Genomic DNA, 12,770 nt, shown 5'->3' on the forward strand with positions numbered 1-12,770 from the left:
AAACGTCGCTCAGATGTCGTAGCTGTGCGGCGCACTCAGCGAGGCGATGAACTTCTTGGTGCGTTCGCGCTCGGGCGTCGAGAAGATCGTCTTCGGCGCGCCGCTTTCGACGATGACGCCACCGTCGAGGAAGACCACCTTGTCGGCGACGCGCGAGGCTAACCTCAGGTCATGCGTCGCCATCACCATGGTCGTGCCTTCGCGGGCAAGCCGGCTCAGCACTTCGACGACTTCTTCTGCCAGCTCCGGATCGAGCGCCGAGGTCGGCTCGTCACAGAGAAGAACGCGTGGCGACGGCGCCAATGCGCGGGCGATCGCCACGCGTTGCTGCTGGCCGCCGGAAAGCGTGGCCGGCCAGGCATCGGCCTTATGGGCCATGCCGACCTTTTCAAGCAGCTCCATGGCGCGGGCGCGCGCCTTGTCGGCGGGCCATTTCAACACGGTGACAAGGCCTTCCATGACGTTGCCGAGTGCGGTCTGGTGCGGGAAAAGCTGAAAATTCTGGAACACCATCCCGGTCTGGCGGCGCAGGCGCTGGATCGCCTGCCAGCCGGTCTTGCGCCCGGGCTGAAAGTCCAGCGCCTCGTCGCCAAGTCGAATCGAGCCCGATGTCGGGATCTCCAGGAGATTGATGCAGCGCAGGAGCGTGCTCTTGCCGCCGCCGGAAGGGCCGACCAGCGCCGTAACCGTGCCTTCGGCCAGCGTCACGGAGATGTCCTTCAGCACGAGATTGTCGCCGAAGCGTTTTTCGATGTGGGAAAGCTCGATCATGTCCGGGCCTCCAGGAAGCCGCCATAGCGGGCGAACCGGCGCTCCAGCCGCACTTGCAGGGCTGACAGTACCGAACTCATGGCGAGATAGATCAGCGCTGCCTCAATATAGAGGATCAGCGGCTCGTAGGTGGTGGCGACGATGCGCTGGGCGGTCTGGAAAAGCTCTGGAACCGTGATCGCGGCGGCAAGCGAGGTATCCTTCACCAGCGAGATGAAGGTGTTCGACAGCGGCGGCACGGCGACGCGGGCTGCCTGCGGCAGGATCGTGCGACGCATCGCCTGGCTCCAGCTCATGCCGATGGAATAGGCCGCTTCCCATTGCCCGCGCGGCACCGAGGAGATCACCGCGCGAATGATCTCGGAGGTATAGGCCCCGACATTGAGCGTGAAGCCGATCAGCGCGGCCGGGAAGGCGTCGAGCAGGATACCCATGCTCGGCAGGCCGTAGAAGATCACGAAGAGCTGGACGAGCAGCGGCGTGCCGCGGATGACCCAGACATAGAACCGCGCGACGGCAACGACGGGCGCCGGCCCGAAGAGGCGGGCGATGGCCGTTGCCAGGCCAAGCGCCAGGCCGAGAATGAACGAAAGCAGCGTCAGCGGGATGGTGAACGTCAGCCCGGCCCAAAGCAGGGACGGCAGCGAATCCAGCATGAGTTGAAGCCAGGTGGGCAAGGGATGGGCCTTTCGAAAAAGCGCGATCCGCTCCGGAGGCCGGAACGGATCGCGATTCATACTGCATGATGCCTTAAATCGAAATTGGTTTGAGGCGGGGGCATGCAGCGAGCTTGAAGTGTTACCGCGTCCTTTGCGCGTCATGTCCGACGCGCGGCGCCGTAGCGAGCAAGGCCGGGGGAGAAGCTGCCGGCCTTAATGTCAGGCGGGTGTTACTTCGAGACGTCGGCGCCGAAGTACTTCTGCGAGATCGTCTCGTAGGTGCCGTCGGCCTTGATTTCGGCAAGCGCCTTGTTGACGGCTTCGAGAAGTTCCGGCTCGCCCTTGCGGATGATGATGCCGGAATAGTCGGCGTCGGCCTGTTCGGCGGCGATCTTCACGTTGGCATCAGGCTTCTGCTTCTTGAAGTCGAGGAAGGAAAGGCTGTCGTTGATGGTCGCATCGGCGCGGCCGGTCAGAACCAGCTGGATCGATTGGTCGAAGCCGTCGGTGCCGACCAGCTCGGCGCCGGAAGCCTGCGCAAGCTTGCCGAAGTTGCTCGTCAGCGACTGGGCGGACTTCTTGCCCTTGAGGTCGGCGAAGTCCTTGATTTCGGCGTCGTCGCCCTTGACGATCAGCACGGCCTTGGAGGCGATATAGGGCTCGGAGAAGTCGTACTTCTTCTTGCGCTCCTCGGTGATGCCGACCTGGTTGATCACCGCGTCGTAACGGTTGGCGTCGAGGCCGGCGATCAGGCCGTCCCACTTGCCTTCCAGGAACTCGGCCTTGACGCCCAGCTTCTTGGCCACTTCCTGGCCGATCTCGACGTCGAAGCCGACGAGCGCGCCAGATTTGTCGTGATAGGTGAAGGGCGCATAGGTGCCCTCTGTGCCGATCTTCAGCACGCCGGCGGACTTGATCTGGTCGAGGTTCTCACCGGCCATAGCGGGGACGAAGGCGGCAACCTGCAGGAGGGCGGCGGCGAAAAGCGTGGGGAGGAGTTTCATCTTGTCTTTCCATCTTTTTTGTGTTCCGGCCCGTCGTCCGGATTGAGGAGAGAATCTCATAAAAAAATCGCCGCTTGAGCGCATAAAACTCCAATTGCTGAGCGTTTTTGTGAAGATTTTTCCCCGGACCGGTAGAATTTTCATCCGAAACACGCGCCTGTCGGCAAATCTGGCCCTTTTCGATTTTGTCGCCGGATCGCGGTTGAAATCGCTTTCAAAATTCGCTATGCACATTTACATCGATTCATGCACGTTTATGCACGATTGGCCAAATGTCCACGGAACTCCTTCTTCGCGAACGAAAGACACTCATCCAGGAACGGCTGAAGGCCGACGGCCGGGTGCTGGCGGCCGACCTTGCCGCCGAGTTCCGGGTCTCCGAAGACACGATCCGGCGCGATCTGCGCGAGATGGCCGCGGCCGGCCTGTGCGAGCGGGTCTATGGTGGCGCGTTGCCGCTTGCGCCAAGCGCCCTGTCGCTCAGCCAGCGCGTGGCGATGGCGCCGGAGCGCAAGGCCGCGCTGGCGCGCGCCTCGGTCGGCTTCATAGCGCCCGGTAGCACGGTATTCCTCGACGCCGGCTCGGCCAATCTTGCTATCGCCCAGCGTATCGAGCCGGACCTGAAGGCGACCATCGTCACCAACACGCCGTTGATCGCCGCCGCCTTGATGGAGAAGCCGGGCATCGACCTCATTCTCGTCGGCGGCCCACTCAACCGCGCCGTTGGTGCTGCCGTCGGCGCGCGGGCGCAACGGGATATCGAACAGCTTCGGCCCGACCTTTGCATCCTCGGCACCTGCGGCGCCGATGCTGATGCCGGCCTGACGGCGATCTTTTTCGAGGACGCCGAGTTCAAGCGGCTGATCGCATCGCGCAGCCGCGCCCTGCTTGTCGCCGTTACCAACGACAAACTCGGCACGGCCGCATCCCACGCGGTTGTCGGCATCGACCAGGTGACGACGCTGGTGCTGGAGGCCGACGCGCCGGCGCACCACGTCGCCGCCTTCGAGGCATCTGGGACGACCGTGATCATGGCTGGAGGGAGCGAACGATGAGCATCGCGCATGTGGCTCTTTGGACCAGGGATCTGGAGGGGGTCGCGTCCTTCTGGTCGCGTTTCTTCGGCGCGAGCGTCGGAGACGCCTATGAGAGCCGGCGTCGTCCGGGGTTTCGCTCCCGCTTTCTGACCTTTGGCGATGGGCCGGCAATCGAAATCATGGAGGGGCCTTGGGTGGCTCCGGCCGAGCCCGAAGGCGTCGAGCGTACGGGGCTCGCGCATGTAGCCCTGTCGCTCGGCAGCGGAGCGGCGGTCGACGCGATGGCGGCCCGGGCCTCGGTTGAGGGCATTCTGGTATCGCAGGCGCGGTGGACGGGCGACGGCTTCTACGAGGCGGTGCTTCGCGACCCCGACGGCAATCTGATCGAAATTACCATTTGAGCCGGCGGCTTCCGGCATAGAGGCACAATCATGGACCAACGTTCCGCTCCCACCGCCGTTCGGCAGGGTTACATGACCCGCGACCGGCTTGCCGTGTCGCTGCTCTTCCTGATGAACGGCTTCGTCACCGGAAGCTGGGCACCGAAGATCCCCGAATTCAAGGATCGGCTGGGCATCAGCGAAAGCGTGCTCGGCCTGCTCATCCTGATGTTCGGCGTCGGCTCGCTGGTGCTGATGCCGATCGCCGGCGGCTTTATCGCCCGGGTCGGCTCGCAGAAGGTCGTCAAGGTCACCGCCATCCTGCTGTCGCCGCTGCTCCTGCTTTTGACGCTGCTGCCGAATGTCTGGGCCGCTGCCGTCGGCATGTTCCTGCTCGGCGGCTTCGTCGGCGCGATGGACGTGGCGATGAACGCCAATGCGGTCGAGGTCGAAAAATCGATGCGCCGCGCCATCATGTCCTCCTGCCACGCCTATTGGAGCCTCGGCGGCCTGATCGGTGCCGGCATTGGCGGCTTCCTGATGGCGCGCTTCGGCGTTCTGCCGCACGTCATCGTCGTGACCTTGCTCAGCCTGGCAGTGCTCGCGATCGCCTGGCCGATGATCCTGGCCGACAAGCCGCACCCCGCCGCCACCAAGGAAAAGCTGCGCCTGCCGATGACGCCGCTTCCCTGGCTGATCGGCATCATGGCGCTGTTTTCGATGGTGCCGGAAGGAACCGTGCTCGATTGGGGTGCGCTCTATCTGCGCAACGAACTCGGCGCTTCGGTCGAACTGTCCGGCTTCGGCTTTGCCGCCTTCTCTGCGACGATGGCGACGATGCGTTTTGCCGGAGACCATGTGCGTGATCGTTTCGGCGCCAAGCGGACGCTGCGCATCTGCACGGTCACAGCGCTTGTCGGCATGGTGCTGGCGGGCCTCGCGCCGAATGCCTACCTCGCCATCCTCGGTTTTGCGATTGCCGGGATCGGCATTTCCAACATGGTGCCGATCGCGTTTTCGGCCGCCGGCAACATGCCGGGCCTGCAGCCGGGTATCGGCCTCTCGGTCGCAACCTTCATGGGCTATTCCGGCATGCTGTTCGCACCGTCGCTGATCGGCTTCGTCGCCGAACATACAGGCTTTGCGATCATCTTCGCCTCGGTGCCGGTGCTGTTCATCGTCGTGCTGATGCTGTCGCACCATGCCGTTCATGCGGACCATGGAAAGGGCCATTGAGGTCGGGCGCCTGCCATCAAATCGCCGTCAGGGCATGATGTCGCCGTTGACAACGATGCTTTCCTCATCCACCTGATGGACGAAAAGCAGGAGCGGAACGGGAAAACCCATGCGGGTTTCCGTCTGCATCCCGCGCTGAAACGATGAGACCAGGTCACCGGCGTGACCTGGGGGACCAAGAGGCCTTCATGTCTGCCGCCTTTGATTTTGATCCGCAGCCCCGCCGCGCGTCCGTCGCCGTCGATGTCGGCGGAGTCATAGTCGGCGGCGGTGCGCCGGTGGTCGTCCAATCGATGACCAATACCGACACCGCCGATATCGACGGAACGGTGGCGCAGGTGGCGGCGCTTCACAAGGCCGGCTCGGAGCTGGTGCGCATTACCGTCGACCGCGACGAAAGTGCGGCTGCGGTGCCGAAGATCCGCGATCGGCTCGAGCGCCTCGGCCTCGACGTGCCGCTCGTCGGCGATTTCCACTATATCGGCCACAAGCTGCTTGCCGACCATCCGGCCTGCGCCGAGGCGCTGGCGAAGTACCGCATCAACCCGGGCAATGTCGGCTTCAAGGACAAGAAGGACAAGCAGTTCGCCGAGATCGTCGAGATGGCGATCCGCTACGACAAGCCGGTGCGCATCGGCGTCAACTGGGGCTCGCTCGATCAGGAACTGCTGACGCGGCTGATGGATGAGAACCAGGCGAACGGGTTTCCGCTGACGGCCCAGCAGGTGACGCGCGAGACGATCGTGCAGTCGGCGCTGCTTTCGGCCGAACTTGCCGAAGACATCGGCCTGCCGCGCAACCGCATCATTCTTTCGGCCAAGGTGTCGGGTGTTCAGGACCTGATCGCCGTCTATGCCATGCTGTCGACGCGCTCGGACCATGCGCTGCATCTCGGCCTCACCGAAGCCGGCATGGGCACCAAGGGCATCGTTGCCTCGTCGGCCTCGCTCGGCATTCTCATGCAGCAGGGCATCGGCGACACAATCCGTATTTCGCTGACGCCGGAGCCCGGCGGCGACCGCACCCGCGAGGTGCAGGTGGCGCAGGAACTGCTGCAGGTCATGGGCTTCCGCCAGTTCATTCCCGTCGTTGCCGCTTGTCCCGGATGCGGCCGCACGACGTCGACGGTGTTTCAGGAGCTCGCCCAGAAGATCCAGGACGACATCCGCCGCAACATGCCGGTCTGGCGCGAGAAATATCCGGGTGTCGAAGGCCTCAAGGTCGCGGTCATGGGCTGCATCGTCAACGGCCCCGGCGAAAGCAAACATGCCGATATCGGCATCTCGCTGCCCGGCACCGGCGAAACGCCGGCCGCACCCGTCTTCATCGACGGCCAGAAGGCGATGACGCTGCGCGGCCCCAACATTGCCGGCGATTTCGAGACGCTCGTTTCCGACTATATCGAAAAGCGTTACGGCCAGGGTCAGGCCGCGGCCGAATAGAGCGTTTCCGGTTTAAGCGGAATCACACAAGTGCTCTGTTTCTTTGTTTCTACGCATTTCCTGACGGAAAACCGCTTCACACTTTTCCTGGAAATGCTCTAGCTCAGAGCCGCGTCGTCAGCAGTTTCAATCCTGCGAAAGCGAAGAAGCCTGCCATCAGGCTCTCGATGATGCGTCGCGACTTGAGATAGCCGCGATGCACCGGCGGCAGCGAGAACACGATCGCAAAACCGCAGAAGGTCACGAGACCGAGCAGCATGCATCCGGCGATGAAGGCGGCGGTCACGGCCGTCGGCGCGCCGGCGGGCATGCCGAGCGAGACCAGCATGATCCAGGAGAAAATCGCCTTGGGATTGGTCAGGTGGATGCCGAGCCCCTTGAGATAGTGCTTCTTCAGCAACGCCTGTGGTTGGCCCGGCATCGCCTTTGGGGGCGCATGTCCGCGCATGGCGGCGCGTAGCGCGTTGTAGGCGAGCCAGAACAGGTAGCAGGCGCCGGCGATCTTCAGGACGATCAGCGCCTGTCCGTAAGCGCCGATGAGCGCAGAAAGGCCGGATGCCGTTAGCATCGCCCAGGTGTAGCTGCCGGACAGTACGCCGAAGGCGAGCGCCAGGCCCGCCTTGCGCCCCTGGCTGATCGAGGTGGTGATGATTGCAAGCACCGCCGGACCTGGCGATGCGGTCGCAATCATATAGGCCGTCCAGGCGACCGCGAGTTGCGAAAGGTATGGCGACAGGTCGAACATGGAGAGGGCTCCGGCGTGGATCGCCGGACCTTAGCGAATGTGTCTTTCGCGGCCAAGTGCCTGAGCCAAGTCTGAGAGCCCCCGTCTCGGGACCAGATCTCAGAGAATGTCGTCGAGCGCTTCGATCAGCCGGGCGCATTCGGCATCGGTGCCGATGGTGATGCGCAGGAAATCGGAGATCCTGGGCTTGGCGAAATGGCGCACGAGCACGGCACGCTCACGCAGCGCCTGCATCAGCGCGTCGCCGGAATGGCCGGGATGGCGGGCGAAGACGAAGTTTGCCTGCGATGGGAGGACCTCGAAACCGCGCTCGGCGAGTTGACCGGTGAGGCGTTCACGGGATGCCATGATTTTCTTGCGGGTCGTTTCGAACCAGGCTTCGTCTTCGATCGCAGCGGTCGCTCCTGCCTGGGCCGGGCGGCCAAGCGGATAGGAGTTGAAGCTGTCCTTCACCCGCTCCAGCGCCTCGATCAGCGGCCGCTGACCGATGGCGAAGCCGACGCGCAGGCCCGCGAGCGCACGCGACTTGGAGAAGGTCTGGACGACCAGCAGGTTTTCGTATTTCGGCACCAGCGCGATCGCCGACTGGCCGCCGAAGTCGATATAGGCCTCGTCGATGACAACTGGCTGATCCGGGTGGGCGGCAACGAGCCGCTCGATTTCGGCAAGCGGCAGGCCGATGCCGGTCGGCGCATTCGGGTTTGGCAGGATGATGGCGCCGCAGGACCTGTCGTAATCGGCTAGATCGATGCGGAATTGAGTGTCGAGCGGGACTTCGACGGCATCGATCGCAAACAGCCGGGCGTAGGTCGAATAGAAGCTGTAGGAGATGTCGGGATAGAGCAGCGGGGCGTCGTGCTTCAACAGCCCGGCAAAGATGTGGGCCAGGACCTCGTCCGAACCATTGCCGACGAAGACCTCGCCGGCGGTGACCCGGTGACGGGCCGCGATCGTTTCACGCAGGCGGAGCGCCAGGGGGTCGGGGTAGAGCCTGAGATCGCTGTTGGCCGCTGCGGTGATTGCGCTCAGAACCTTGTCCGAAGGGCCGTAGGGGCTCTCGTTGGTATTGAGCTTGACGAGGTTGGCGATGCGCGGCTGTTCGCCTGGCACATAGGGCTTGAGCGTCGAAACGATGGGCGACCAGTATTTGCTCACGATTCAATTCCTGCGATTGGCGATGAAGCGGGCGGTTTCGGCAAGGATCGACGAGCGCTCGCCATAGGGTTCGAGCAGCGCCTCTGCCTCCGCCACCAGTTGTTCCAGCCGGGTCTCGGCCCAGGCCTGTCCGTGGAGCGCGACGAGCGTGCCCTTGCCGCGTGCGGCATCCTTGCCGGTTGCCTTGCCCATGGTCTCGGCGTCGGCGGTGAGGTCAAGCAGGTCGTCGGCGAGCTGGAAGGCAAGGCCGATCTTTTCGCCGAAGCTGCGCAGACGGTGACGGTCGTTCGCGTCTGCTCCGGCGACGATCGCGCCCGCCTCGCAGGCAAAGCGCAGAAGCGCGCCTGTCTTCATCGCCTGAAGGGTGACGATGCCGGCTTCGTCGGGAGTGGATTTCTCCGCCGCAAGGTCGAGCGCCTGTCCACCGGCCATGCCGCCATGGCCGGCAGCACGCGCCAGCGCGAGGACAAGCGCCGCCTTCTGTGCGTCGGCAAGCGGCGTCTCCGGCGATGCGATGATGTCGAAGGCGAAGGTCAGCAGGCTGTCGCCGGCAAGGATCGCAGTCGCCTCGTCGAAAGCCTTGTGTACGGTCGGCTGGCCGCGCCGGATGTCGTCGTCGTCCATCGCCGGCAGGTCGTCATGGACCAGAGAGTAGCAGTGGACGCATTCGAGCGCCGCACCGACCCGCAGCGCTGCATCGAAGCGTCCGCCCAGCAGGCTGGCGCATTCGATCACCAGAAACGGGCGCAACCGCTTGCCGCCGTTGAGGACGCCGTGACGCATCGCGCCGAGCAGGTTTTCCGGGCGGCCGATCTCGTCGGGTTCGATGCTCAAACCCAGCAGGCGCCCCAGCAGCGTCTCGATCGCGAGCGCGTTGCGTTTCAGTTGGGTCTCGAAGGTCGGTGTTTCCTGTCTCATGAGCGCTCTTTGACATGCGCGAAAGGCGCTTTCAACGGGCTTTCGTGTCGCGGCAGTGCGCTTTGTCGAGGACAGACCTGTGAGTGCCTTGCCTTTTGCCAGAAAGCCCGTTCAACTTTGCCAGCCCATGCACTAAGAGAAACGGATGGACAGAGAGGTGGACAGTCAGGCCGTGGACATCGTTCCCGAGGCGCGTGAGGAGGGCGATATGCCCGCCAGTCGCTGGTCGTCCCTCCGTCGGACGTGGCGCCTGCATCGCCGTCGCATCATTTTCGTCGTTCTTGGCCTGTTGCTTCTGCCCTATGCGCTGATTGCGCTCTATCTCATCGACTTCATTCGCCCGGTTTCGACGCTGATGCTGCGCGACCTCGTGCTGCTGCGCGGCTATGACCGACAGTGGGTCGAGTTCGACAAGATAGCGCCGGTGCTGGTGCAATCGGTGATGATGTCGGAGGATGGCCAGTTCTGCATCCACGACGGCGTCGACTGGGGGCAGATGCGGGGCGTGGTTGAGGATGCGCTCGATGGGGAATCGACGCGCGGCGCCAGCACCATCCCGATGCAGACGGTGAAGAACCTCTTCCTCTGGAACGGCCGCTCCTTCGTGCGCAAGGCGATGGAACTGCCGCTCGCCATCGCCGCCGACTTCGTCTGGAGCAAACAGCGGATGATGGAGATCTACCTGAATGTCGCCGAATGGGGTGACGGTATCTACGGCATCGAGGCTGCCGCCCGCCACCATTTCGGCGTTTCCGCCGCCAAGCTTTCCAGGCGCCAGGCCGCTCTTCTCGCCGTGTCGCTGCCCAACCCGAAAGAGCGCAACGCCGGAAAACCGGGGCGCGGACTGAAACGCCTGGCATCACTGATCGAGCGCCGGGCCAGCCGATCGGGCGGATACATCACCTGCCTTTATGATTGAGATGACGCCTATTCATTGGTCCTGATGCTCGCCGTGGCCTACTGCATGTTTCCTTAAATCCTATTCGATTTAAGGATAAAAACATGCAGCAGTTCAAAGTGCTACAGCGACCTTTGCGCGTCTAATAAGACGCGCGGCGCTGTAATGGTTGCAGCAGGGTGCATAGGGAGATCCAATCTTGAACAAACTCGTCCTTTACGTCGGCAACAAGAACTATTCGTCCTGGTCGCTGCGACCGTGGCTGGCGCTCGAAGCCTCAGGCATTGCCTTCGAGGACGTGGTCATTCCCTTCGATTTTGCGGCCGGAAACCCGAAGCTGCGGGAAATCTCGCCGACCGGGCGTGTGCCGCTTCTCGAGCATGGCGACGTCAAGATCTGGGAGTCGCTGGCGATCATCGAATATGTCGCCGAACTGTTTCCGGATGCCGGGCTTTGGCCGGCAGACCAACAGGACCGGGCGCGGGCGCGCAGCTATGCCTGCGAAATGCTCTCCGGCTTTCGTGCCTTGCGCAGCGCCTGCCCGATGAACATTCGCCGGCAGAAACAGACGCTTGGGGTTTCGGGCGACGTGCGCGCCGATGTCGCCCGCATCGAGACGATCTGGGCCGACGCGCTCGCGCGCTCCGGCGGTCCGTTCCTTTTCGGGTCGTTCACGGCTGCGGATGCGATGTACGCGCCTGTGGTTAACCGCTTCGACGTCTACAATCTCGTTAGCGACCCCACGACGTTGGGATATATGGAGCGAGTAAAGGCGCATCCGGCATCCCGGAAATGGGAAGCGGCCGCACGAGCGGAACCGTGGATCGTTGCCGAGGAAGAAGTCTGATTCGACTTCCTTGCGAGGAGGAGTCGAAAAATTGCGCTCGGGGACTGGTCAAGCGGCAGTTCGCCATGTATAAGCGCGCCAAATTTCCGTGATTAACATCTGTTTTATACGGCCATTTCGGCTGCTGAACAGTGTTTTGCCCGATAAGTGGAGAATGAAATGGCTGTACCTAAAAGAAAAACGAGCCCGTCCAAGCGTGGCATGCGCCGTTCTGCTGACGCCCTCAAGACGCCGACCTACATCGAAGACAAGAACTCCGGTGAACTGCGTCGCCCGCACCACATCGACCTGAAGACCGGCATGTACCGTGGTCGTCAGGTTCTGACCCCGAAGGAAAGCGCATAAGCGCTGACATTGGCGGACCGAGTTAAAGGGCTGGCTTTGCCAGCCCTTTTCTTTTGCATGCCTGACATCTTCTCGACGGAGAGGTTGGTATTAAGTCGGCGTGGTGATCTCTGGCGTCACGTGGCGCATGTAGCGATCACTCATTGAAGAGGGAGCGCATTTGTTCATGCTTGCCGCCATTCCATTGCTGATCCTGCCCTTTGCCATCTACAACCTTGCCATGCTCGGCCTTTTCGGCGGCACGGCTGGCCTCGGTGCCGGCGTGATGTCGCTGTCCATGCTGTCCGGCGCGACATGGGCCATGAGCTTCGGCGATCTCCTGATCGTCGTGGCCTTGCTTCTGCTTTTCGTGGAAATTCTCAAGGCGACCCGCACCGGCACGCGGGCGCTGATGGACCATCTGTTGTCGATGGTGCTCTTCATCGCGTTCCTGGTCGAGTTCCTACTGGTCGCCCCGGCGGCCACACAAATCTTCTTCATCCTGATGACGATCAGCTTCATCGACGTCATCGCCGGCTTCTCCGTGTCGATGCGATCGGCCGGCCGGGACGTTTCAATCGGTCTTTGAAGCGGACTGAAGAAGAACGCTCACATCGCCGCGTGCCGATGAGGACCGCGGCGCCGTCGCGATACGCTCAGCCGAGATTGTCGAGCTTGGTCTGAAGGGCGCGCAATTGCTCCTTCAACTCGTCGATATCCTTGGCTTCCGCCTTCTTGGTCTCCTTGACCGGAGGCGAGGCGATGAACGGCGAAAACATCTGCATCGCCTGATGGAACATCTCTGTGTTGCGCCGAACCTGCTCCTCGACCAGTTGCAGCGGCGCCTGCAGGTTCTTGCCGAGCGGCGTGTCGCCGAAGGCCTTGTTGATCTGCTCCCGCATCTGCACCTGCTGCTCGGTGAAGGCCTGCATCGAGTGCTCGAGATAGCTCGGCACGACCATCTGCATCTGGTCGCCGTAGAAGGAAATCAGCTGGCGCAGGAACGAAATCGGCAGCAGCGTGTTGCCGGTCTTGGATTCCTGCTCGAAGATGATCTGCGTCAGAACCGAATGGGTAATGTCTTCGCCTGATTTGGCGTCCTGTACGGTAAACTCCTCGCCCTTCTTCACCATCACGGCCAGGTCGTCGAGCGTGACGTAGGTGCTGGTCCCGGTGTTGTAGAGCCGCCGGTTCGCATATTTCTTGATTACGATCTGGCCGTCGTTCTTCGCCATCAGGCTCTCCTCATTACCCGCGGTCCGTCTTTTTCTACTTTTCAGAGTATCCGCAAACGAATGCCGCTGACAATGTCTTTGTGCGATGCGGCGACGCAAGTGCGAAATCTCGCGGTCGG

15 protein-coding genes are annotated in these 12,770 nt (G+C 62.6%); 8 read left to right on the forward strand and 7 right to left on the reverse strand.

Annotated elements, in window-relative coordinates; translation table 11 throughout:
* Positions 1–9 precede the first annotated feature (9 nt).
* The 3 genes from C6558_RS15750 to C6558_RS15760 form a co-directional block, all read right to left on the reverse strand.
* A complete protein-coding gene (locus C6558_RS15750; RefSeq protein ID WP_025425237.1) occupies positions 10–771 on the reverse strand; it encodes an amino acid ABC transporter ATP-binding protein in 762 nt (253 codons plus the stop codon).
* Positions 768–1,448 carry an amino acid ABC transporter permease gene (locus C6558_RS15755; protein ID WP_025425236.1) on the reverse strand — a complete coding sequence of 227 codons (681 nt, stop codon included), beginning with the start codon at positions 1,446–1,448 and terminating at the stop codon, positions 768–770. Before C6558_RS15755 ends, C6558_RS15750 begins: the two co-directional genes overlap by 4 nt.
* Before the next feature lie 212 nt (positions 1,449–1,660).
* Positions 1,661–2,434 carry an amino acid ABC transporter substrate-binding protein gene (locus C6558_RS15760; RefSeq protein WP_025425235.1) on the reverse strand — a complete coding sequence of 258 codons (774 nt, stop codon included), beginning with the start codon at positions 2,432–2,434 and terminating at the stop codon, positions 1,661–1,663.
* Positions 2,435–2,706: 272 nt separating this feature from the next.
* Between C6558_RS15760 and C6558_RS15765 the strand changes: the two genes are divergently transcribed.
* From C6558_RS15765 to ispG, 4 genes are all read left to right on the forward strand, one after another.
* Complete coding sequence (locus C6558_RS15765) at positions 2,707–3,489, forward strand: DeoR/GlpR family DNA-binding transcription regulator (RefSeq protein ID WP_025425234.1); 783 nt, start codon at positions 2,707–2,709, stop codon at positions 3,487–3,489.
* Positions 3,486–3,872 carry a glyoxalase/bleomycin resistance/extradiol dioxygenase family protein gene (locus C6558_RS15770; protein ID WP_025425233.1) on the forward strand — a complete coding sequence of 129 codons (387 nt, stop codon included), beginning with the start codon at positions 3,486–3,488 and terminating at the stop codon, positions 3,870–3,872. The genes C6558_RS15765 and C6558_RS15770 overlap by 4 nt, the downstream gene beginning before the upstream one ends.
* 30 nt (positions 3,873–3,902) lie before the next feature.
* Positions 3,903–5,087 carry an MFS transporter gene (locus tag C6558_RS15775; protein WP_025425232.1) on the forward strand — a complete coding sequence of 395 codons (1,185 nt, stop codon included), beginning with the start codon at positions 3,903–3,905 and terminating at the stop codon, positions 5,085–5,087.
* 188 nt (positions 5,088–5,275) lie between these two features.
* Positions 5,276–6,529, forward strand: a complete 1,254-nt coding sequence (ispG, locus tag C6558_RS15780; RefSeq protein ID WP_025425231.1) for a flavodoxin-dependent (E)-4-hydroxy-3-methylbut-2-enyl-diphosphate synthase — start codon at positions 5,276–5,278, stop codon at positions 6,527–6,529.
* 103 nt (positions 6,530–6,632) lie between these two features.
* Here ispG and C6558_RS15785 read toward each other — a convergent pair whose 3' ends face one another.
* The 3 genes from C6558_RS15785 to C6558_RS15795 form a co-directional block, all read right to left on the reverse strand.
* Positions 6,633–7,274, reverse strand: a complete 642-nt coding sequence (locus C6558_RS15785; RefSeq protein ID WP_025425230.1) for a LysE family translocator — start codon at positions 7,272–7,274, stop codon at positions 6,633–6,635.
* A 99-nt stretch (positions 7,275–7,373) separates the two neighbouring features.
* Positions 7,374–8,429, reverse strand: coding sequence for a histidinol-phosphate transaminase (gene hisC, locus C6558_RS15790; RefSeq protein ID WP_025425229.1), 1,056 nt, complete (start codon positions 8,427–8,429; stop codon positions 7,374–7,376).
* A gap of 3 nt (positions 8,430–8,432) precedes the next feature.
* A complete protein-coding gene (locus C6558_RS15795) occupies positions 8,433–9,347 on the reverse strand; it encodes a polyprenyl synthetase family protein (RefSeq protein WP_025425228.1) in 915 nt (304 codons plus the stop codon).
* A gap of 172 nt (positions 9,348–9,519) precedes the next feature.
* On the opposite strand from C6558_RS15795, the gene mtgA reads away from it, so the two are divergent.
* From mtgA to C6558_RS15815, 4 genes are all read left to right on the forward strand, one after another.
* A complete protein-coding gene (mtgA, locus tag C6558_RS15800; RefSeq protein ID WP_025425227.1) occupies positions 9,520–10,266 on the forward strand; it encodes a monofunctional biosynthetic peptidoglycan transglycosylase in 747 nt (248 codons plus the stop codon).
* Positions 10,267–10,444: 178 nt separating this feature from the next.
* Positions 10,445–11,092 (forward strand): glutathione S-transferase family protein, encoded by a 648-nt coding sequence (locus C6558_RS15805; RefSeq protein WP_025425226.1) that lies wholly within the window; start codon positions 10,445–10,447, stop codon positions 11,090–11,092.
* A gap of 159 nt (positions 11,093–11,251) precedes the next feature.
* Positions 11,252–11,437 (forward strand): 50S ribosomal protein L32, encoded by a 186-nt coding sequence (rpmF, locus tag C6558_RS15810; RefSeq protein WP_025425225.1) that lies wholly within the window; start codon positions 11,252–11,254, stop codon positions 11,435–11,437.
* Positions 11,438–11,603: 166 nt separating this feature from the next.
* Positions 11,604–12,005 (forward strand): hypothetical protein, encoded by a 402-nt coding sequence (locus C6558_RS15815; protein WP_025425224.1) that lies wholly within the window; start codon positions 11,604–11,606, stop codon positions 12,003–12,005.
* 67 nt (positions 12,006–12,072) lie between these two features.
* On the opposite strand, the gene phaR is transcribed toward C6558_RS15815, so the two are convergent.
* Positions 12,073–12,651, reverse strand: coding sequence for a polyhydroxyalkanoate synthesis repressor PhaR (gene phaR / locus C6558_RS15820; RefSeq protein ID WP_025425223.1), 579 nt, complete (start codon positions 12,649–12,651; stop codon positions 12,073–12,075).
* Between the last annotated feature and the right edge of the window lie 119 nt (positions 12,652–12,770).

The organism is Ensifer sp. NM-2 (assembly GCF_003024455.1).
GTDB classification, from domain to species: Bacteria; Pseudomonadota; Alphaproteobacteria; order Rhizobiales; family Rhizobiaceae; genus Ensifer; species Ensifer canadensis.